Annotated in this window: 23 protein-coding genes; 15 read left to right on the top strand and 8 right to left on the bottom strand. The window is 64.2% G+C overall.

Annotation, left to right across the window (positions count from 1 at the left end; genetic code table 11):
* Positions 1–15: 15 nt before the first annotated feature.
* Positions 16–498: a SixA phosphatase family protein gene (locus AC23D4_RS04815; protein WP_472889309.1), complete on the top strand. Its 483-nt coding sequence runs from the start codon at positions 16–18 to the stop codon at positions 496–498.
* Between the two features lie 30 nt (positions 499–528).
* Here AC23D4_RS04815 and AC23D4_RS04810 read toward each other — a convergent pair whose 3' ends face one another.
* Both AC23D4_RS04810 and AC23D4_RS04805 read right to left on the bottom strand, forming a co-directional pair.
* The gene (locus AC23D4_RS04810; protein ID WP_487623698.1) at positions 529–1,203 is read right to left on the bottom strand and encodes a hypothetical protein; all 675 of its coding nucleotides are present in this window, start codon (positions 1,201–1,203) and stop codon (positions 529–531) included.
* Between the two features lie 90 nt (positions 1,204–1,293).
* Positions 1,294–2,778 (bottom strand): Ppx/GppA phosphatase family protein, encoded by a 1,485-nt coding sequence (locus AC23D4_RS04805; protein ID WP_472889307.1) that lies wholly within the window; start codon positions 2,776–2,778, stop codon positions 1,294–1,296.
* A 165-nt stretch (positions 2,779–2,943) separates the two neighbouring features.
* Here AC23D4_RS04805 and AC23D4_RS04800 point away from each other — a divergent pair, with 165 nt between their 5' ends.
* The 7 genes from AC23D4_RS04800 to AC23D4_RS04770 all read left to right on the top strand — a co-directional run bounded on the left by AC23D4_RS04800 (position 2,944) and on the right by AC23D4_RS04770 (position 8,096).
* Positions 2,944–3,546: a sigma-70 family RNA polymerase sigma factor gene (locus AC23D4_RS04800; RefSeq protein WP_472889306.1), complete on the top strand. Its 603-nt coding sequence runs from the start codon at positions 2,944–2,946 to the stop codon at positions 3,544–3,546.
* Positions 3,543–4,130, top strand: a complete 588-nt coding sequence (locus AC23D4_RS04795) for a TlpA family protein disulfide reductase (RefSeq protein WP_472889305.1) — start codon at positions 3,543–3,545, stop codon at positions 4,128–4,130. Before AC23D4_RS04800 ends, AC23D4_RS04795 begins: the two co-directional genes overlap by 4 nt.
* A 66-nt stretch (positions 4,131–4,196) precedes the next feature.
* Positions 4,197–5,246 carry a permease gene (locus tag AC23D4_RS04790; RefSeq protein ID WP_472889304.1) on the top strand — a complete coding sequence of 350 codons (1,050 nt, stop codon included), beginning with the start codon at positions 4,197–4,199 and terminating at the stop codon, positions 5,244–5,246.
* Positions 5,247–5,281: 35 nt separating this feature from the next.
* On the top strand, positions 5,282–6,223 hold the full coding sequence (locus AC23D4_RS04785) for an MBL fold metallo-hydrolase (RefSeq protein WP_472889303.1): 942 nt from the start codon (positions 5,282–5,284) through the stop codon (positions 6,221–6,223).
* Between the two features lie 3 nt (positions 6,224–6,226).
* Positions 6,227–6,460 carry a thioredoxin family protein gene (locus AC23D4_RS04780; protein WP_472889302.1) on the top strand — a complete coding sequence of 78 codons (234 nt, stop codon included), beginning with the start codon at positions 6,227–6,229 and terminating at the stop codon, positions 6,458–6,460.
* Positions 6,461–6,705: 245 nt separating this feature from the next.
* Entirely contained in the window at positions 6,706–7,104 is a 399-nt protein-coding gene (locus AC23D4_RS04775) for an OsmC family protein (RefSeq protein WP_472889331.1), read from the top strand.
* A 29-nt stretch (positions 7,105–7,133) separates the two neighbouring features.
* Complete coding sequence (locus tag AC23D4_RS04770; protein ID WP_472889301.1) at positions 7,134–8,096, top strand: cation diffusion facilitator family transporter; 963 nt, start codon at positions 7,134–7,136, stop codon at positions 8,094–8,096.
* Positions 8,097–8,117: 21 nt separating this feature from the next.
* Here AC23D4_RS04770 and AC23D4_RS04765 read toward each other — a convergent pair whose 3' ends face one another.
* Together AC23D4_RS04765 and AC23D4_RS04760 are read right to left on the bottom strand one after the other, a co-directional pair.
* Positions 8,118–8,354, bottom strand: coding sequence for a thioredoxin family protein (locus AC23D4_RS04765; protein WP_210827456.1), 237 nt, complete (start codon positions 8,352–8,354; stop codon positions 8,118–8,120).
* Between the two features lie 30 nt (positions 8,355–8,384).
* Positions 8,385–9,821 (bottom strand): permease, encoded by a 1,437-nt coding sequence (locus AC23D4_RS04760; protein WP_472889330.1) that lies wholly within the window; start codon positions 9,819–9,821, stop codon positions 8,385–8,387.
* A gap of 281 nt (positions 9,822–10,102) precedes the next feature.
* Here AC23D4_RS04760 and pstS point away from each other — a divergent pair, with 281 nt between their 5' ends.
* The 7 genes from pstS to phoR all read left to right on the top strand — a co-directional run bounded on the left by pstS (position 10,103) and on the right by phoR (position 16,776).
* Positions 10,103–11,134, top strand: a complete 1,032-nt coding sequence (pstS, locus tag AC23D4_RS04755) for a phosphate ABC transporter substrate-binding protein PstS (RefSeq protein WP_472889300.1) — start codon at positions 10,103–10,105, stop codon at positions 11,132–11,134.
* Between the two features lie 110 nt (positions 11,135–11,244).
* Positions 11,245–12,225 carry a phosphate ABC transporter permease subunit PstC gene (pstC, locus tag AC23D4_RS04750; RefSeq protein ID WP_305723218.1) on the top strand — a complete coding sequence of 327 codons (981 nt, stop codon included), beginning with the start codon at positions 11,245–11,247 and terminating at the stop codon, positions 12,223–12,225.
* Between the two features lie 23 nt (positions 12,226–12,248).
* Complete coding sequence (gene pstA, locus AC23D4_RS04745) at positions 12,249–13,103, top strand: phosphate ABC transporter permease PstA (protein WP_472889299.1); 855 nt, start codon at positions 12,249–12,251, stop codon at positions 13,101–13,103.
* Positions 13,104–13,151: 48 nt separating this feature from the next.
* Complete coding sequence (gene pstB, locus AC23D4_RS04740) at positions 13,152–13,928, top strand: phosphate ABC transporter ATP-binding protein PstB (protein ID WP_472889298.1); 777 nt, start codon at positions 13,152–13,154, stop codon at positions 13,926–13,928.
* A gap of 82 nt (positions 13,929–14,010) precedes the next feature.
* Entirely contained in the window at positions 14,011–14,712 is a 702-nt protein-coding gene (gene phoU / locus AC23D4_RS04735) for a phosphate signaling complex protein PhoU (RefSeq protein WP_472889297.1), read from the top strand.
* A gap of 16 nt (positions 14,713–14,728) precedes the next feature.
* Positions 14,729–15,460 carry a phosphate regulon transcriptional regulator PhoB gene (phoB, locus tag AC23D4_RS04730; protein WP_472889296.1) on the top strand — a complete coding sequence of 244 codons (732 nt, stop codon included), beginning with the start codon at positions 14,729–14,731 and terminating at the stop codon, positions 15,458–15,460.
* The gene (phoR, locus tag AC23D4_RS04725) at positions 15,457–16,776 is read left to right on the top strand and encodes a phosphate regulon sensor histidine kinase PhoR (RefSeq protein ID WP_472889295.1); all 1,320 of its coding nucleotides are present in this window, start codon (positions 15,457–15,459) and stop codon (positions 16,774–16,776) included. Before phoB ends, phoR begins: the two co-directional genes overlap by 4 nt.
* Before the next feature lie 10 nt (positions 16,777–16,786).
* On the opposite strand, the gene AC23D4_RS04720 is transcribed toward phoR, so the two are convergent.
* The 4 genes from AC23D4_RS04720 to trxA all read right to left on the bottom strand — a co-directional run bounded on the left by AC23D4_RS04720 (position 16,787) and on the right by trxA (position 20,897).
* On the bottom strand, positions 16,787–18,487 hold the full coding sequence (locus tag AC23D4_RS04720; RefSeq protein ID WP_472889294.1) for a hypothetical protein: 1,701 nt from the start codon (positions 18,485–18,487) through the stop codon (positions 16,787–16,789).
* 159 nt (positions 18,488–18,646) lie between these two features.
* Positions 18,647–18,904 (bottom strand): type B 50S ribosomal protein L31, encoded by a 258-nt coding sequence (locus AC23D4_RS04715; RefSeq protein WP_226466904.1) that lies wholly within the window; start codon positions 18,902–18,904, stop codon positions 18,647–18,649.
* Between the two features lie 206 nt (positions 18,905–19,110).
* Complete coding sequence (gene rho / locus AC23D4_RS04710) at positions 19,111–20,373, bottom strand: transcription termination factor Rho (RefSeq protein ID WP_177134018.1); 1,263 nt, start codon at positions 20,371–20,373, stop codon at positions 19,111–19,113.
* A gap of 191 nt (positions 20,374–20,564) precedes the next feature.
* Positions 20,565–20,897 carry a thioredoxin TrxA gene (trxA, locus tag AC23D4_RS04705; RefSeq protein WP_177134020.1) on the bottom strand — a complete coding sequence of 111 codons (333 nt, stop codon included), beginning with the start codon at positions 20,895–20,897 and terminating at the stop codon, positions 20,565–20,567.
* Between the last annotated feature and the right edge of the window lie 10 nt (positions 20,898–20,907).

Here is a 20,907-nt window from a genome sequence, read left to right as displayed (position 1 = left end):
AGGAGGGCACAAGGCATGGATCTGATTCTCTGGCGACATGCTGAAGCCCACGAACACCCGGATCTGGTCCATGGCCAGCAGGGAGACAAACTCGATCTCGCTCGCCGCCTGACCCCCAGGGGCGACAAGCAGGCCGCGCGCATGGCCGCCTGGCTTGACCGCCAGCTGCCCGACGGTGCCCGTATCTACTCCAGCCCCGCGGTGCGCGCGGAACAGACCGCGCTTGCGCTGGGGCGCAAGCTCAAACTGCGCAGTGAACTGGCTCCGGACGGCGATCCGCTTGCTTTGCTGGAACTGGTGCAGTGGCCCAGCGGCAAATCGCCGGTGGTGGTGGTGGGTCATCAACCCATGCTGGGCAGCGTGATCGCGCGCCTGCTCGGTTTGCCGGAAGAGTACTGCCCGATGAAAAAAGGGGCGATCTGGTGGCTGCACCACCGCGAGCGCCATGGGACCCTCCAGACGGTCCTGGTCACGGTCCAGACGCCCGAGCTGATCTGAACACTGCGCCTCGACCGAGGCGCAGGCGCATCAGGCGGCGGGAGCGCTGGCCGGCTTGGCCGCAACGGCAGCAGATGGCTGGGCCGGCGAGGCCGTGTTGACCACAGCAGCTGCCTTCGATTTTTGAACCGGGGCCTTGACCGCTGGCTTGCGCGCGGGCGGTGTTGTGGCCTTTTTCGCAGTGGCCTGTTTCGCAGTGGCTTTTTTCGCCGTGGCTTTTTTCACAACCGTTTTGGGCGCAGCCGCTGCAACCGGTGGGCTCTTCGCTGCAGGCTTGGCCATGGGTTTCACCGCGGATTTCGTGGCTGCTTTCACCGGTGCTTTGGCGACCGGTCTGGCTTTGACCAAGGCTTTCACCGGCACGTCAGCCGCCTTGGGCAATGGCGCTTCGGCGCTGGGGCGGCCGGTCTTCAGGGTGGGGACGGCGGCGATGGCGGTCTTGTAGGCCGCATCGCTCATGCCTTTGAGCACCATCAGGCCAGCGCGCAGGAGTTCGCTCTTCTTGACGCTGGTGCCCATGGCAATGGCACGGGTCTTGAGCGCGTCGATGGTGAGGTATTCGGCTTTGGGGATGGTGAAGCTGTCGCGGACCAGTTTGCTGGATTTGCCGGTGTTCTTGGATGCCATGAAATTTCCTTGGAATTGAAACGGTGTATACCGTTTATACCAAAAAAATGACCGATTTTTTTGAGCCCCGGGATCCACCAGCCTCAGCCCGGCGCCAGGTATCCGGCCAGTGCCTGTACGGCACCGGGGGAGACGGAGTGCAGCTGCTCCAGCGCATGGGCCGGTGGATCAGCGGAGATCGGCGCTGAACTTCCAGGCCGTTTTCTGCCAGGCCAGCACCTCTTCGCCCAGCAGCCAGGCCGACTGCGGGTAGCGACGCGACCAGCCCGGGTTGGTCGCCAGCTTGAAGGCGCCCGATTTGTAGCTGAGCTTGACCGACTGGTGCTCCGGCATCTGGCGGGCATGGCACAGCAGCACCGCCAGGCGCAGGCTCATGAGCTGCTTGGCGAACAGCTCGTCTTCCAGCGACTGCTCCAGCTTGCGCAATTTGCCGCGCTGACCGAGCACCAGCTGGCTCATGCGGTGCAGTTCGGGAAAGGAAAAACCCGGTGCGTCCACGTTGTCGAGGATGTAGGCGCCGTGGTGGTACGAGCGGTCGTGCGAGATGTGCGTGCCGATCTCGTGCAGGCGGGCTGCCCAGGCGAGCTTTTGCGAATACCGTTCGTTGGGTGTGTCGGCGGCCGCGATCTGGGCGAACAGGGCCGTGCTCACGGTGCTCACGCGCTGCGCCTGCGCTTCGTCGATCGAGAAACGCTCGGCCAGCCAGCGCACCGTGCGCTCGCGCACGTCGCCCTCGTGGGACTCGCGGTCGATCAGGTCGTAGAGCGCACCCTGGCGCAAGGCGCCTTGCGCGGGCAGCATCTGCTGGATGTCGAAGAGGTCGAAGATCGCGCGCAGCACGCTCACGCCGCCACCGAGCACGGCCCGGCGGTCGTCCTTCATGCCCTCGAGGCGCAGGTTGTCGACGTTGCCGGCCTTGATCAGCTTGTCCACCAGCCAGTCCAGACCGGAACGGGTGATCACGCCCGAAGCCCAGCCGTTGGCCGCCAGGATGTCGGCGACCGAGCCCACGGTGCCCGAGGACCCGTAGGACACCGTCCATTCGGAGGGCGGAAAGGTGTCGAGTGCCTCGTCGAGCACGGCCTTGGCCGCGACTTCGGCGGTCTTGAACGCCACCGCCGTGAGCTGCCCGCGGGGGAAATACTTGGTCGACCAGGCCACGCTGCCCAGCCGGTAGGACTCCATCTTGCGGGCCTCGTAACCCTGACCCAGGATCATCTCGGTCGAGCGCCCGCCGATGTCGACCACCAGGCGTTTTTCTTCGGATTGCGGCAGCAGGCGCGAGACACCCTGGTAAATCAGGCGCGCTTCTTCGTGCCCCGACACCACCTCGATGGCGAAGCCCAGGATGGACTGGGCCTTGCGCATGAACTCGTCGCGGTTTCTCGCCTCGCGCAGGGTCTGCGTGGCGACGGCCCGGACCTGTTGTTTTTTGAAGCCGTGCAAGCGCTCGGCAAAGCGGGCCAGGCAGTCCCAGCCGCGCTGCATGGCGGCTTCGCTCAACACCTTGTTTTCGTCCAGGCCGCTGCCCTGGCGCACGGTTTCCTTGATGTATTCGACGCGTTCAATGTGGCCGGAGTGGAAACGGCCGATTTCCAGCCGGAAGCTGTTGGAGCCGAGATCGATCGCGGCGAGGAGGGTTCCGTTTTGCATGTTGCGTCAGAGCCGCTCAGGTGGCGGGTCTGGAGGTTCGGGTTCTGTAGAGTTGCCGGGATTGTGACGCATACCGGCGCGACCGCCGACGCTATGGCCAGGGCTTCGACCACCGTTTGAACCCCGCGTCCTTTCCCGGTACCCTAGCGGTTTTACAGCGATGCCATGAAACAACTTGTGTCTGTCTGGACCCGCCACGAGCCCGAACTGCGCGGCTGGTTGCGCGCGCGTTCGCCGGTGGCGAGCGAGGTGGAAGACATCCTCCAGGACAGCTTCATCAAGGCCCTGCGCCAGGGCGATCGCCTGCTGACCGTTGAGCAGCCGCGGGCCTGGCTGTTCGAGATCACCCGCAACACCCTGATCGACCGGCTCAGGGCGCACAAGCCGCTGGCACCCTTGCCGCCGGACTGGGAAGACATACCGGACGAGCCGGCGCAGCTGGAGACGGTCGATGCCCTGGTGGCCTGTTTGCCGCGCGTTCTGTCGGAACTCGATGCCAGGGACCGCGAGGCCATTGAACTGTGCGACCTGCAGGGCTTGTCGCAAGCCGAGTTCGCGCGCCTCAAGGGCTTGTCGTTGCCGGCTGCCAAGTCGCGTGTGCAGCGCGCCCGACAGCGCATGCGCGAGCGGATGGCACAGGGCTGTCAGGTATCGTTCGACCCCAGCGGCCGCGTGGACGATTTTGTGCCCCGGGCGCCCTTGATGGGCCCGGTGCCAGTCTCTGCGATCACCGCGTGTGCATCACCCAAACCCTGCGACACCCCATGAAACCTCAAGCCATCGTTCCTTCGACCAGCCCGGTGAACGCGAACAGCCGCTGGACCCGCCGCGATTGGCTGCGCGCCGGTGGCGCCGCCAGCTTGCTCGCCGGCATGAGACTGCCGGCGCTGGCCCAGCCCGTTTCGGCGGCAGCAGAAGAGGCCAAGGCGCCGCCATTGCCCGCGCTGGGGTCGCTTCTGAACCTTCCACGCATCAACCTGCTGGACGGTTCGGTCTATGAACCAGCCGCCAGTGCGGGGAAACCGCTGCTGGTGTACTGGTGGTCCAGCACCTGCCCGTTCTGCGCGCTGCAGAGTCCGAGCATGGACCAGCTCTGGCAGAGCCAGAAGGCCAGGGGGCTGCAGATGGTGGCGCTGTCCATCGACAAAAAACCCGAGGACGCCGTGGCCTATCTGAAGAAAAAAGGTTACAGCTTCCCGGCCGCCTGGGCCAGCCCGGACTGGCGCAAGACCTTCCCCAAACCCCGGGGCCTGCCCATCACCTTGCTGCGCGGGCGCGACGGCAAGCTGATTCTGGCCGAGAAGGGCCAGATGTTTGCCGAAGACGTGGAGGCCATCGCCGCGCTGGTCTGAGCGGTTGCGAAAAATTTTTTCCGCATCGGCCTGCATCTTTTGCGCACCCGCCTCGTCTTCCGAGGCATGAGCACCCTCACAAACAACCTGATCCTCTGGCCGAAGAGGCAGCCGCTGGTTTTCCTGCTGATCGCTGCAGCCCTCTGGTGGGGGCTGTACCAGTTGCTGATCCCGTTTTCCGAGGCCATCGTCGCCGCGCTGCCCGTGGACCGGGCCAGCCACCTGGGCAGTGCCCTGCAGTTCTTCTTCTACGACACGCCCAAGGTGCTGTTGCTGCTGACCGGGGTGGTGTTTGTCATGGGCATGGTGAACACGTATTTCACCCCCGAGCGCACCCGTGCGCTGTTGGCCGGGCGCACGCACGGCGTGGCCAACGGCATGGCGTCTGCGCTGGGCGTGGTCACGCCGTTTTGTTCCTGCTCCTCGGTGCCGCTGTTCATCGGTTTCGTGCAGGCCGGTGTGCCGCTGGGGGTGACGTTTTCCTTCCTGATCACCGCGCCCATGGTGGACACCGTGGCGCTGACCATCCTTTTCTCGCTGTTTGGCTGGAAGGTGGCCTTGCTGTACCTGGGTTTCGGCATGGCGCTGGGCATCGTGGCCGGGCTGATCATGGGCGCCATGAAGCTGGAAAGCCACCTGGAAGACTGGGTGCGCGAGATGCCGCATGTGTCTTCTGACGTGGAGGCCCAGCAACTGAGCCTGAGCGACCGCATGGCCGCGGGCCTGGCCTCGGTGCGCGAGATCGTGGGCAAGGTCTGGCCTTATGTGCTCGGCGGTATCGCGGTGGGGGCGGGCATCCATGGCTTCGTGCCGGCCGAGTTCCTGGCCTCGTTCATGGGCAAGGACGCTTCGTGGTGGTCGGTGCCGCTGGCGGTGGTGATGGGTGTGCCCATGTACGCCAACACCGCCGGCATCCTGCCCGTGATCGAGGCCCTCACCGCCAAAGGTGCCGCCATGGGCACCGCGCTGGCCTTCATGATGAGCGTGGTGGCGCTGTCGCTGCCCGAGATGATCATCCTGCGCAAGGTGCTCAAGCTGCGCCTGATCGCGATCTTTGTGGGCACCGTGTCCACCGGCATCCTGGCCGTGGGCTTCATTTTCAACGCCATCCTGTGAAACTGCTTTCATCAACCCGACGGAGACAAAACGACATGCACCACACCGTATCCCACCACTTCAAGCGCTTGCTGCTGACCGGCCTCGCGGCCACCCTGGCCTGGTCGGCCCATGCGGTCGAGGTGATTTTCAAACCGGTCGCACCGGGCGTGTACGCTCACGTGGGCGACATCGAGGGCCGCACCTACGAAAACGAAGCGCTCAACGCCAACATCGGTCTGGTGGTCACGCCAGCCGGGGCTTTGCTGATCGACAGCGGCGCGAGCTTCCAGAGCGCGAAGCAGATCGCCGAAGCCGCGAAGAAGGTCACGGCGCAGCCCATCCAATGGGTCATCAACACCGGCGGGCAGGACCACCGCTGGCTGGGCAACGGCTACTTCAAGGCGCAGGGCGCGAACATCATGGCGCACGCCGACGCTGAGGCCGACATGAAGGCGCGCGGACCCGAGCACCTGAAGGCCAATGCGCCGGTGCTGAAAGAAAAGATGGACGGCACCGAGCTGGTCCTGCCCACGCGCTGGCTGAAGGACGCCAACACGAAGCTGGAACTCGGTGGGATCACCATTGAAGTCGTGCACCGCAAGGGCGGCCACACGCCGGGCGACAGCATGGTCTGGCTGCCGCAAAGCGGTGTGGTGTTCACCGGCGACGTGGTCTATGTGGACCGCATCCTGGGCCTGCACCCGGTGAGCAAGACCAAAACCTGGGTGGAATCGTTCGAAGCGCTGGAGGCGCTGAACCCGAAGGTGGTGGTGCCGGGCCACGGCAGCGTGACCACGCTGGCCCAGGCGCAGAAGGACACCGGCCACCTGCTCAAGGCCCTGCGGGCCCACATGGGCCAGGCGGTGGAGGCGGGCACCGATATGAGCGCGGCGATCAAGAGCTTCGACGCTGCGCCCTACAAGCACCTCAAGCACGTGGAGGTCTGGTTGCCCCAGATCGCCAACCTCACCTATCTCGAAATGGAACAGGAGTGAATCATGGACATCAAGGTACTCGGAACCGGCTGCGCCAACTGCAGGAACACCATCGCGCTGATCGACCAGGTGGCGAAAGCCAAGGGCGTCGAAGTCCAGCTGGAGAAGGTCGAAGAGCTGCGTGACATCATGGGCTACGGCGTCATGAGCACGCCCGGCGTGGTGATCAACGGCCAGGTGGTGCACGCCGGTGGCGTGCCCAGCCGCGAGAAGATCGAGCAGTGGTTCAGCGCCTGAGGGTGTCGAACCCGCTGGACGAAGCCAGCCGCAGGGGCGCGCGGCGCCTTGCGGGCGAATGCCGGGAGCTTTGCCAGGACTTGTCGCGGTGCTCCCTTGCCAAGCCCACGCGCGGTGGCATTCTTCTGTGGATGCAAAAAGGGTACCCTCTGAAAAGGGCGGCGCTTTGAAGCCAGGTCGTTGTCCGACCCATCCACGGCATTGTGCTCACCAGGAGGCATGACTTGACCGAAACCTCCACCAAGATGACGTTTCACGTGACTTCCCGCCGCGTGGATGCCCACGGCAGCCTTTCGCACTGCAAGAACGCCGAAATTGCACTGGACACCGACATGGCCGGCAATCCGGATGCCTTCAATCCCGCCGAGCTGCTGCTGGCCGCGCTGTCGGCCTGCATGATCAAGGGCATCGAGCGTGTTGTTCCGATCCTCAAGTTCGAGCTGCGCGGCGTGCAGGTGATCGTTGACGGGGTTCGGCAGGACGTGCCGCCCAGGATGGAAAGCATCCGCTATGAAATCGTGGTGGACACCGATGAATCTGACAGGCGCATTGATTTGCTGCATGACAACGTCAAAAAGTTCGGGACGGTGTTCAACACGGTGGCGCCGGGTACCGATCTGAGCGGCGTGATGCGCCGCGCTTGAAAAAACAAAAAACTTGCAAGCAAAACCCCATGAGCGCCGGACACGACCACAGCCACGCCCCCGCCAATTTCAATAAAGCCTTTGCCATCGGCATCGGCCTCAACATCGTCTTTGTGGCGATCGAGGCGTTTTATGGCTGGAAAATCAATTCGCTGGCCTTGCTGGCGGATGCCGGACACAACCTGAGCGATGTCGCCGGGCTGGTGCTGGCCTGGGGCGGTGCGCTGGCCGGCAAGCTGCGACCCAACCCCCGCCACACCTATGGATGGAAGCGCGGCAGCATCCTGGCGGCTTTTGCCAATGCCTTGCTGCTGCTCGTGGCCATGGGCGCGCTGGTCTGGGAAGCTGCGGGGCGCCTGATGTCACCCGACCCGCTGGTCGGCAATCAAGGCGTGACCATCATGGTGGTGGCGGGTGTGGGCATCGTGATCAACACCGCGACGGCCTTGCTGTTCATGCGCGGGCGTGAAAAAGACCTGAACATCCGGGGCGCTTTCCTGCACATGGCGGCCGATGCCCTGGTGTCTGCCGGCGTGGTGGTGGCTGGCGCGCTCACCTTGTGGATGGGCTGGGTGTGGCTCGACCCAGTGGTCAGCCTGCTGATCGCCGCCGTGATTCTCATCGGCACCTGGAATCTGTTCCGGCAATCTTTGCATCTGCTGTTTGACGGCGTGCCGGACAGCGTGGACCCGCAGGCGGTGCACGACTACCTGGCGGCCCTGCCGGGCATCAACCACGTGCACGACCTGCACATCTGGGCCATGGACACCTCGCAGGTGGCCATGACGGCCCATCTGGTGATGCCGCATGGGCATGCCGATGACGGGTTTCTGAAGGAGGCCACGGAGCAGCTGCATGAACGCTTCGAGATCACCCATGCCACCTTGCAGGTGGTGAACGTGCCGTTCACGGAGCCCTGTGGCGACTGGCACGTGGGGTCGGACACGTCCCCTGCGCAGCAGGGACCTGTGAGCCACGTCCACCGTCATTGAGGGGTTGGAGTCACCGCAAAGTCAGGCGGACAACCACTTCTGGACTTCCGCCACCGTGGGAATGCGGCCGCTGCTGACCAGCTTTTCATTGACCACCAGACCCGGCGTGGACAGCAGGTCGTAGGCCATGATCTGCTGCATGTCGGTGACCTTGAGGAACTCGGCCTCGATGTGGCTGGCGGTGGCGGCTTCGCGGGCCACGGCTTCGAGCTTCTTGCAGTTGGCACAGCCGGAACCCAGGATCTTGACGGTCAACATGGTGTTTCTCCTTTGAAAACATGAAAGGGATCAGGCGGCGACAACCATGCGCTGCCGCCGACGCAACCAGCCCAGTGCCACGGCCAGGCCGGCCAGACACGCGCCCATCACGAGCGCCAGTGACGTCCAGGCCGCACCGTCGATCCAGGCGCCAAAGATCAGGCCCGCGCAAACACTGAACAAGGCCACCCAGCCCACGTAGGCCGCTGTCTTGGTCCGCCCGATCACCGCGGCCACCATCAGCATGCTCTGCAGGCTGAGTTCCGGGTCGGCCATCAGGTAGGCCAGCAGCGGGCCGGGGTGCATGCCCAGGTCCAGGAACATGCGGGCCACCGGCACCTCGACCAGCGTGGGGAAGTACATGAAGACGCCGAAACCCACCGCCACCATGTTGGCCATCAGGGTGTTGCTGCCGGCCAGCGATTCGATCCATTCGGGGCGAATGAGCTGCCGCACCATGCCGACCACGAAGACGCCGATCACCAGCACGAGGAAGATTTGCTTGACGAAGCGCCAGGCTTCCCACAACCAGCTGCGCCAGTCGTCGGCGGGCAATTGCCGGGCGTAGAACCACACCGACCAGAGCGTCAGCGCGACGCCCAGGGCGCGGCCGGTGAGGGCGATCTCCAGACCTTCCGGCGTGGGGGTCAGCCGCAGCGCCGCCACCAGCAGGGTGGTGGCGGCCAGGCCCAGCGCGACCCAGGTCCAGTGGTTGGCGCCTTCGATGATGTCTTCCATGCCTTTCCAGGCGGTGGCCGAGATCAGCAGCAGCAAGCCGATCAATACCGAACCCTGGAAGCTCACACCTTCTTCGCCTTTGGCGGCGTCAAAGGGCACCCAGCCGAACAGGGTTTCCTGCCATGGGAGGGCCCAGGGCAGGGGCAAAGTGAAGGTGCCCACAGTGGTGGTCAGCGGCCACAGCTTCAAGGTGCCTGCAATCAGCAGGGCCACCAGCGACAGCAGCACCCCCAGCGCCGCGGGGGCGATGCTGGCCTGGGCCGCAAAGAGCGTGTCGGTCTGTGCGTCGTGGCTCGCATCGTCGCGCCAGAACACCAGCGCCATCAGGATGCCGATGCCGATGCCGAACATCAGGCAGAACACCACACGTGCAACGGCAAACTGGGGCCCGAGGATGCTGCCGGTGTAGGCCAGCGCCATGATGTTGCCGGCCGGCGCAAAGAAGAGAAAGGTCATGGCCGGGCCGATGCCGGCGCCCTTGCGGTAGATGCCCGCGAACAGCGGCACGATGGTGCAGGAGCACACCGCCAGCAACGAGCCAGCCGCTGCAGCAGCGGGGTAGGAAACGTAGGCAGGCGTGCTGCGCCCCAGCCAGCGCGTGATGCTGGCCTTGGGGATCAGGGCTGCCATGGCGCCCGCGATGAAAAACGCGGGCAGCAGGCACAGCAGGACGTGAGCGGCAAGGTAGGCCGCCAGGCTGCCGGCGCCACCGGTCAACAGTTTCAACACGAGTTCCATTGGCTTCTTTCGTGTGGGTTCCCGGTTCATTATCGACATCTGGCACCGCACGGTCACCCGCCATTGAGCCTGGTTTGAGGCGGATCAACGGCTTTGACACCCCCCGTCGTGACGCTGCCCATGCTCGGCTCCGGTCGGGATGGGCCGTTCAGCGGTGGCGTGGCGCGGCAAGGTGCTGTTTCCAAAACGGTTTTGTGACTGTCACAGGCTTGTCACATTGCCCCCCTAGAGTCCCGGTTGTGGATTTTCTTTCCCCAACCCTGAGGACACACATGAACACGAAACGCACCCTTCTCAAGACCGTCGCCGCAGCCGCTCTGGCCACCATGGCCATGGGCAACGCCTTTGCTGCCGACATCACCGGCGCTGGCGCTACGTTCCCGTTCCCGATCTACGCCAAGTGGGCCGAAGCCTACAAGAAAGAAACCGGTACCGGCCTGAACTACCAGTCGATCGGCTCCTCGGGCGGTCTGAAGCAGATCCGCGCCAAGACCGTGACCTTCGGTGCCTCGGATGCACCGGTCAAGGGTGAAGAGCTGGACAAGGACGGCATGATCCAGTTCCCGGCCATCATCGGCGGCACCGTGCCCGTGATCAACCTGGAAGGCTTCAAGCCGGGCGAACTGCGCGTGACCGGCCCCGTGCTGGCCGACATGTTCCTGGGCAACATCACCAAGTGGAACGACGCCAAGCTGGTGGCCCTGAACCCCGGCAAGGCCCTGCCTGACGCCTCCATCACCATCGTCCACCGCGCCGACGGTTCGGGCACCACCTTCAACTGGACCGACTACCTGACCGCTGTCAGCAAGGACTGGGCCGACAAGGTGGGCAAGGGTGCCGCGGTCAAGTGGCCTGCCGCTTCTTCCGTGGGTGGCAAGGGCAACGAAGGCGTGGCCGCCAACGTGAACCGCGTCAAGGGCGCGCTGGGCTATGTGGAATACGCCTACGTGAAGAAGAACAAGATGAACTTCATGCAGCTGCAGAACGCCGATGGCAAGTACGTCAGCCCCGACGAAAATGCCTTTGCCGCCGCCGCTGCCAGCGCCGACTGGTTCAGCGTGCCAGGCATGGGCGTCTCCATGGTGAACGCCAAGGGTGCCGAGAGCTGGCCTGTGTCGACCGCTTCGTTCATCCTGATGTACAAGCAGCCCGCTGACAAGGCGGCTTCGGCCGAAGCGCTCAAGTTCTTTGACTGGGCGTTCAAGAGCGGCAAACAGATGGCTTCCGACCTCGACTACGTGGCACTGCCCGACACCCTGACAGCCCAGATCCGCAGCAAGGTCTGGAGCCAGATCGCCAAGTAAGCGCTTCTGATTCGCTGCATTCGCCGGCTGGCGCTGTGCCCGCCGGCGAATGCTGCATTGAAGGTGTCCAGAGTATCCTGACGGGAGTCAACATGAGCGTGGGAACTACCATGAGTCCGCAACCTGTGTCCCATGAAACGGGCAGTGCCAGCATGGTGTCGATTGCCCGGCGGCAACGGCTCCAGGACGTCTTTTTTCATCGCATCACGCAGTCTTTTTCGCTGCTGGTGCTGATCGCCCTGATGGGCATCATCGTTTCCCTGTTCATCAATGCCTGGCCTGCGTTCCAGAAGTTCGGTGCGAACTTCATCTGGTACGTGGAATGGGACATCATCAACGAAGAATTTGGTGCCGCGATCGCGATCGTCGGCACCCTGGCCAGTGCGGGCATCGCCATGTTGATCGCCGTACCGCTGGCCTTTGGCATTGCCCTGTTTCTGACCGAAACCTGCCCGACCTGGCTGCGCCGCCCACTGGGCACGGCGGTCGAGTTGCTGGCGGCGGTACCGTCCATCATCTACGGCATGTTCGGTCTGTTCGTTTTTGCGCCGCTGTTTGCCGACTACGCCCAGGTGCCCATGCAGCAGGTATTGGGTGGCATGCCCCTGATCGGCTTCCTGTTTGGTGGCAGCACCAACGGCTTCGGCATCCTGGCCGCGGGCATCGTGCTGGCCTTCATGGTGTTGCCCTTCGTGGCCGCGGTCATGCGCGATGTGTTCGAGATCGTGCCACCCATCCTGCGCGAATCGGCCTACGGGCTGGGCTGCACCACCTGGGAAGTGGTGCGCAAGGTGGTGCTGCCGTACACCCAGAAGGGCGTGATCGGTGGCGTCATGCTGGGCCTGGGGCGCGCGCTGGGCGAGACCATGGCCGTCACCTTCGTGATCGGCAACGCCAACCGCATGCCCACCTCGCTGTTCTCACCCGGCACCTCGATCGCCTCGACGCTGGCCAACGAGTTCGGTGAAGCCGCCGATTTCCACATCTCTGCGCTGTTCGCGCTGGGCTTCCTGCTGTTTGTCATCACCTTCATCGTGCTCGGCCTGGCCAAGTGGATGCTGGTGCGGGCCGAGAAGGCCAAGGGCCTCTGAACCCCACACCGAAAGCCAAAACCATGGACTTCAACCAATCCCTGTATCGCCAGCGCCGCTGGTCCAACAACGTGGGCCTCGCCCTTTCGATGGGGTCGATGGCCCTGGGCCTGACGGTGCTGCTGTGGATCCTGTTCGTGCTGTTCAGCAACGGCTTTGCCGCGCTGGACTGGAACATGTTCACCCAGTCCACGCCCGCACCGGGCACCGAAGGTGGCGGTCTGGCCAACGCCATCGTGGGCAGCCTGTTGATGGTGGGTTTCTCGGTGCTGGTCTCCACGCCCATCGGCGTCTTTGCCGGTGTGTACCTGGCCGAATACGGCGACACCAGCAAGACCGCCGAGGTGACCCGCTTCGTGACCGACATTATGCTGTCGGCCCCTTCCATCGTGCTGGGCCTGTTCGTGTACGCCATCGCGGTGGCCACCTTGGGCACCTTTTCGGGCTGGGCGGGCAGCCTCGCGCTGTCGTTGATCGCGGTGCCGGTGGTCGTTCGCACCACCGAGAACATGCTGCGCCTGGTGCCTGGCAGTCTGCGGGAAGCGGCCTTTGCCCTGGGCGCGCCGCGCTGGAAAGTGGCCACATTGGTCACGCTGCGCGCCGCCAAGAGTGGTGTCCTGACCGGCCTGCTGCTGGCTGTGGCCCGCATCAGTGGCGAAACGGCACCGCTGCTGTTCACCGCGCTCAACAACCAGTTCTTCAGCACCGACATGAGCCGGCCCATGGCCAACCTGCCGGTGGTGATCTTCCAGTTCGCCATGAGCCCGTACGACAACTGGATCCGCCTCGCCTGGGGTGGGGCGCTGTTGATCACGCTCTCGGTGCTGCTGCTCAACATCGTGGCGCGCGTCTTCCTGCGGGAAAAGACCCCCACCTGAGGCGCTGCCTCGCCTGACGCCACATTCCATCTATTCCGGATCTGACCCATGACGAACACCGCTTCATCTGCAAAGAATGCGCTCGAACTGCGCAACCTGAACTTCTACTACGGCAAGTTCCATGGCCTCAAGGGGGTCAACATGAACATCGAGGAGCGCAAGGTCACCGCCTTCATCGGTCCCTCGGGCTGCGGCAAGTCCACGCTGCTGCGCACCTTGAACCGCATGTACAGCCTCTACCCCGGCCAGCGCGCCGAGGGCGAGATCAACTTCTACGGCCAGAACATCCTTGACGACAAGCAGGACATCAACCTGCTGCGCGCGCGCATCGGCATGGTGTTCCAGAAGCCCACGCCGTTCCCGATGTCGATCTACGACAACATCGCCTTCGGCGTGAAGCTCTACGAAAATCTCAGCAAGAGCGAGATGGACGACCGCGTCGAATGGGCTCTGTCCAAGGCCGCGCTGTGGGGCGAGGTGAAAGACAAGCTCAACCAGAGCGGCCTGTCGCTCTCCGGCGGGCAGCAGCAGCGCCTGTGCATCGCGCGCAGCGTGGCGGTGAAGCCTTCGGTGCTGCTGCTCGACGAGCCCACCTCGGCACTCGACCCGATCTCGACCGGCAAGGTCGAGGAACTGGTGCACGAACTCAAGCAGGACTACACCATCGCCATCGTGACCCACAACATGCAGCAGGCCGCGCGCTGCAGCGACTACACCGCCTACATGTACCTCGGCGAGCTGATCGAATTCGGATCCACCGAACAGATCTTCTTCAAGCCGACCAAGACCGAGACCGAGGACTACATCACCGGCCGGTTCGGTTGATCAACGTCCCGCTTTTTTTCTCTCATTCATTGCCCCTGCGGGGGTGCAGGCTGGCCGCAAGGCCGCCTTTCCGGAGACCTACATGGGCGACAAACACATCTCCAGCCAGTTCGACGCCGAGCTGAATTCCATCTCCACCCACGTGCTGGAAATGGGCGGTCTGGTCGAGTCCCAGCTGCACCAGGCGGTGTACGCGCTGATCCACATGAGCCTGGAGACGGCCGAGCAGGTGCTCGAAGCCGAAAACCGCATCAACCAGATGGAAGTGAACATCGATCACGAGATCATCTCCACCATCGGTCGACGCCAGCCCACGGCGCGCGACCTGCGTTTCCTGGTGGCGATCTCGCGCACGACGCAGAATCTGGAGCGTGCGGGTGATGAAGTGGCCCGCATCGCGCGCATGGTCAAATTGATCATCGAAAGCGGCTCGCCGCGCTCCCTGCCCGTGTCGGAACTGCGCCTGGCGGCCGATCTTGCCGCCGGCATGCTGCGCAAGACGCTGGACTCTTTCGCCCGTCTGGATACGGCCATGGCCCTGTCCATCATGAAGGACGACAATGCCATCGACCTGGAGTACGACGGCTTTCTGCGCAAACTGATCACCTACATGATGGAAGACCCCCGCACCATCTCACCGAGCCTGAACCTGCTGTTCCTGGCCAAGTCGCTGGAGCGCGTGGGCGACCATGCGAAGAACATCGCCGAACAGATCATCTTCGTTGTCATGGGCGAGGACGTGCGCCACACCCCCATGGACAAAGTGGAGTCGGTGGTCGGATGAACACGAGAGCTTCAGCATGAGAAAACTGCCACGCGTTCTGGTCGTGGAAGACGAACCGGCGATCGCCGAGCTGATCGCCGTCAACCTGCGCCACAACGGTTTTGCGCCCACGGTCGTGTTCGACGGCGCGGCGGCGCAGCGTGAGGTCGACGCCGTGTTGCCCGATGTGATCCTGCTCGACTGGATGCTGCCTGGCGAGAGCGGCGCCACGCTGGCACGCCAGTGGCGCAAGCATGAGCGAACCAAGACGGTCCCGATCCTGATGCTCACCGCGCGCAGCGACGAGTCGGACAAGGTGCAGGGTCTCGACGCGGGCGCGGACGATTACATCACCAAGCCTTTCTCCACGCAGGAACTGCTCGCGCGCATCCGTGCCGTGCTGCGCCGCCGCGCGCCCGAGATCGTCAACGACTCGGTGCAGGTGGGCGAACTCGCGCTGGACGCCGGCACCTACCGCATCACCTTCCGGGGCCAGGAGCTCAAGGTCGGACCGACCGAGTTCAAGCTGTTGCACTACCTCATGAAACACGCGGAACGGGTGCACACGCGTGGTACGCTGCTCGACAAGATATGGGGGGACCATGTCTTTATCGAGGAGCGAACCGTGGACGTGCATGTCAAGCGTTTGAGGGAATCACTGGGTGAGGCCGCCGGCATGGTGGAGACGGTGCGTGGCGCCGGTTACCGCCTCACGGCCATCAACAACACCGGACGTCCGGCGCAAGGCACCTCCATTCCCGCCGCATGATCCGGCGCTCCGTCGAACTGCTGCTCCTGGTGGCGCTGGGGGCGGTCTGGGGCTGGACGCAGGACGCCGCGGGCTGGTCGTTCGTGGGCGCCTTGCTCGGTGCGTTGGGCTGGAGCGTGTTCGATGGCCTGCGTGCACGCCGTCTGCTCAACTGGCTCAACAAGGCCGACGTGGCCCGCACACCGGGCCTCTCGGGCCTCTGGGGCGAATTGCTGGACCGCAACCGCAAACTGATCAAGAAGCTGGAGAAGAAGGCCAGCAACAGCGATGCCCGGCTGGAGGATTTTCTCGCTGCCATCCAGGCATCTCCCAACGGGGTGGTGCTGCTCGATTCAGCGGGGCGCATCGAATGGTCCAACCTCACGGCCGCCAACCACCTCGGCTTCGATCCGCAGCGCGACCTGGGCCAGTATGTGCGCAACATGGTGCGTGCACCGGCCTTCATGTCTTACCTGGCCGAAGGTGATTTCGGCCACGAAATCCAGATCGACGGCCCGGGCCCCCGGCCGTCACAGCCCACCCGGATTTCGCTGCAGATTCACCCCTACGGCAAAAAACGCAAGCTCATGATCACGCGCGATGTGACCGCGGTGCAGCTGGCCGAAGCCATGCGCCGCGACTTTGTGGCCAACGTCTCGCACGAGATCCGCACCCCCCTGACGGTGCTCAGCGGTTTCGTCGAGACCATGCAGAGCCTGTCGCTGGAAGAGTCCGAGCGCATCACCTACCTCGGGCTGATGAGCCAGCAGGCGCACCGCATGCAGACGCTGGTGAGCGATCTGCTGACGCTGTCGCGCCTGGAGGGCAGCCCGGCGCCCGGGCCGGGTGAATGGATCGATGGTGACGAGTTGCTGGGCCACGTGCTGCAGGAAGCGCGTGGGCTGACGGCGGTCATTTCCGACCCACCCCATGAGATCGTTCAGGCAACGGCGACCAATTTGTGGGTGTCTGGCGCCAAGACCGAACTGCTGAGCGCGATGTCCAACCTGCTGAGCAATGCGGTGCGCTACACGCCGGGTGGCGGGCGGATCGAGGCGGGCTGGCGCTTGCGCGAAGATGGCTGGGGCGAGTTCTTTGTGACCGATACCGGCCCCGGCATCGCTGCCGAGCACATCCCGCGCCTGACCGAGCGTTTTTACCGCGTGGACCGCAGCCGCTCGCGCGAGACCGGTGGCACCGGTCTGGGTCTGGCCATCGTGAAACATGTGGCCCAGCGCCACGGCGGGCAGATCGACGTGCACAGTGTTGTGGGCCAGGGCTCCACCTTTGTCATTGCCCTGCCGCCGGTGCGCGTTCGCGAGCACGCGGTCAACTGAACCCACCCGTTCAGTCGGCCACGCGTCGATAGACCAGCAGGCGTTCTTTGCGGTCGTTCAGGCGGCTGACGCTGGCCCTGAACGCCCAATGGGTCAGTTGCACACGCTGGTCCAGCGTGGGTTGGCTCTCCGGCGACACCACCATGCTGCGGCAGCGAGCGGGGCGGCTGCTGTCCTCGGTGCTGCGCACCAGCTGGAGGCCCCCCTGGTACTGCAGCGCGGCGATCTGTGCCTGGGACAGCCCATCCGCCAGCACGCAGCTGCCGGTGGGTACCAGGCGTGCGATGCTGCGCGAAACGGGTCCGTAGCTGCGTGCAAAGTCCAGCAGTGGCAGCCACAGCGACATCAGCAACAACCAGCACAGGGTGGCGCCCGCCGCGGGCAGCACCAGGCTCTTCCAGATCGCCTGCCGGTTTCTGCCGACCCGCCACACCACCAGCCAGACCCACGCCACCGTGGCCAGCAGGCCCGCCAGAAAAAGCAGCAGGGAAAACTCGGGCACGAAGCCGGGCGCGAGACGCGCCACGTTCGCGGCGGGTTTCGCCGGCATGCCGGTTTGCATGGCCAGCCAGATCACCCAGATCGCCAGGGCACAGATGGTGAAGAAGATCAGGGTGAACCAGTCGATCAGCGCTGAAACGCTGCGCCGCAGCGTGGGCAGGGCGAAGGCGGCCAGCGCGGCCATGGCGGGCAGTGCCAGCAGCAAGGCGCGATCAAAATCGGCGTTGATCGCGCTGTTGACCACGCTCACCAGCATCGCCCACAGGGGCAGTGCCACATGCGGACTGAGCAGTTGGCGTCGCCAGCCCCACAGGGTCCACAACACCAGGGGCCATGCCGGCCAGGTGAACCACACCAGCAGGCGTCCCCAGCGGCGCCAGTCGTCGAAACCCACCGGCAGGCCCAGTGCGGGCCAGTTCATCTGGCCTGTGAGCGCCCCCAGCCCGACGGCCATGATCAGCAAAGCCGCAGCCGAGGGCAGCAGCGGGTGAAGGGCTTCGCCGGGTCGGCTGCCCATGACCAGCAAGGCCAGCAGCAAACCAGAACCCAGGCTCAGCGCCACCCAGGGTGCACCGCTGAGCACCAGTGCCAGCGCAGAGAGGCTCCAGAGCAACATGCTGCGCCAGGGGTGACGGTCATCCGCATGGGCCAGCCGCGCAGCGGCCATCAGCAGCGCACTGACCATGGCCAGTCGGGCCAGATCGGGTGTGGTTTCATGGGACATCTGGGCCAGACCCAGACAGGCCACGAGAGCCAGCAAGCCGGCATCGGCCAGTGAGCGGGCATAGTCGACCGGGTTGGCCTCACCCCCGAAGGCAAAGGCAATCGGCTGAGCCGACTTCTGGCGCGCCAGGTGATACACCGCGTACCAGGTGCAGACCAGGGTGAGGGCCAGGAGCAGGGCGAACGGGATGCGGGCTGCGCTGTCGGCGTTCAGGAAGGGCAGGAACCGGATGAACACCGCGCCGAGCCAGTAAGGCAGGGGGCCGGCCACATCGGCGGCCACACCCAGCACCTGAGGTTGCCACCAACTGCTGTTTCCAGAAGCCATCTCCAGCATGGCGCCCAGCGCAGAAACGTCGGCATTTTTCCAGGGCTCACGTCCCAGGAACCCCGGCAGCACATAGGCGAGGCAGAACAGGATGAGTGCGAGCCTGGGCAGACGACGCACGGCCGACTGGGTGACGATGGCAGGGGTTGTTGGATTCACTGCGGGGAATATACAGGGCCGTCAGGGCAGAGGGCTTGTCGCAACAGGGTCACGTATCGAAAGATCCGGGGCAAAAAAAAGCAGCCGGTTCACCGGCTGCTTTTTTTGCAGAATCTGAGGCAGGGGCCGGACACCTTGAGGTCCGGTCCATAGCCAGCTTTACTTGGCAGCGGGCTTGGCGTAACGGTTGCGGAAGCGCTCGACGCGGCCACCCATGTTGTCCACGCTCTTTTGCGTTCCGGTGTAGAAGGGGTGCGACTCGCTGGAGGTATCGAGCTTGAACAGCGGCAGTTCGCGGCCGTCTTCCAGCTTGATCATTTCCTTCGTGTTGGCGCAGGAGCGCGTCACGAACTGGAAGTTGTTGGACAGGTCCACGAAACAGATTTCGCGGTAGTTGGGGTGAATGCCGTCTTTCATGACGTTTCCTTGGGTTCAGGTGCGGCAGCCGCAACGGAACCATTCCGCTGTACTTGTCGCAATTTAATAAAGCCGCTGATTATAGCCTGGAGAATGGACCTGGCCGGAGCGAGATGCCTGAAACCCAGAACACCGCGGAACCGGCTTTGCCGGGCCGCAGGTGTTGCCCCCTGGGGGGTGACGCCGAAGGCGGCGCGGGGGGAGCTTTATCCACCCCGTCGCATCATGTCAAAGAACTCCGAGTTGTTCTTCGTCGCCTTCATGCTCTTCAGGACCATCTCCATGGCCTCGATCTCGTCCATGTTGTACATGAACTGGCGCAGGATGCGGGTCTTCTGCAGGATCTCGGGCGCCAGCAGCAGTTCCTCGCGGCGGGTACCGCTGCGGTTGAGCTGGATCGAGGGGAACACGCGCTTTTCGTACAGGCGGCGGTCCAGGTGGATTTCGCAGTTGCCGGTGCCCTTGAATTCTTCAAAGATCACCTCGTCCATGCGGCTGCCGGTGTCGACCAGCGCAGTGGCGATGATGGTCAGCGAGCCACCTTCTTCGATCTTGCGCGCGGCACCGAAGAAGCGCTTGGGGCGCTGCAGCGCGTTGGAATCCACACCGCCGCTCAGCACCTTGCCGGAGGAGGGCAGCACGTTGTTGTAGGCGCGGGCCAGGCGGGTGATCGAGTCGAGCAGGATCACCACGTCTTTTTTCAGCTCGACCAGGCGCTTGGCGCGTTCGATCACCATCTCGGCCACGTGCACGTGGCGCGCGGCCGGTTCGTCGAACGTCGAAGCGATCACGTCGCCGCGCACCGTGCGCTGCATTTCGGTCACTTCTTCCGGTCGCTCGTCCACCAGCAGCACCAGCAGCTCCACCTCGGGGTGGTTGGCGGTGATGGCGTGGCAGATGTGCTGCATCATCACCGTCTTGCCGCTCTTGGGCGGCGCCACGATCAGCGCGCGCTGGCCGCGGCCGATGGGGGCGATGATGTCGATGACACGGCCGGTGATGTTCTCTTCGGTCTTGATGTCGCGTTCCAGGCGCATCTGTTCCTTGGGGAACAGCGGCGTCAGGTTCTCGAACATGATCTTGTGCTTGTTGTCCTCGGGAGGCAGGCCGTTGATCTTGTCGAGCTTGTTCAGCGCGAAGTAGCGCTCGCCATCCTTGGGGATGCGGACCTCGCCCTCGATCATGTCGCCGGTGTGCAGGTTGAAGCGGCGGATCTGGCTCGGCGAGATGTAGATGTCGTCGGTGGACGCGGTGAAGCTCGTGTCCATGTTGCGCAGGAAGCCGAAGCCGTCGGGCAGGACTTCGAGCACGCCGTCCGCGTTCACCAGTTCGCCGCCCTTGGCGCGCTTCTTGATGATGGCGAACATCAGCTCCTGCTTGCGCATGCGGCCGGTGTTTTCGATCTCAAGCGCTTCGGCCTGCTTGAGGACTTCAGACACATGCAGTGCCTTGAGTTCGTTGAGGTGCATGGAATTCACTCCGGGAGGGAGTCGAGTCAAAAACCGGGGGAGGGGGCGCTGGCGTCCGGATTCGGACTGGCGCTGTCGAGAGGGGCTGGGCTGTGTCGGGCCTGCTGTTGGGCCGGATTATGACAGGAAAAAAAGCCGCTTGAGAACAGGGCCCGGGCGTTGCACCCGGGCCGGTCCTTCCGGCTGACCGATCAGGCGAGTTGCTGGTCGATGAAGGCGGTGAGCTGGGCCTTGCTCATGGCACCGACTTTGGTGGCGGCCAGCTGGCCATCCTTGAACAGCATCAGCGTGGGGATACCACGGATGCCGAACTTGGCGGGCACGTCGCGGTTGTCGTCGACGTTCATCTTGGCGACCTTGAGCTTGCCGTCGTAGGAGCCTGCGACTTCGTCCAGGATCGGGGCGATCATCTTGCAGGGGCCGCACCATTCGGCCCAGAAATCCACCAGCACCGGAGCCTGGGCTTCAAGCACATCGGCCTGGAAAGTTGCGTCAGAAACGTGTTTGATCAGGTCACTGGCCATGGTCCATCCT

This window comes from Hydrogenophaga sp. L76 (assembly GCF_057654755.1).
This window is presented reverse-complemented; position numbering and strand designations above follow the sequence as displayed.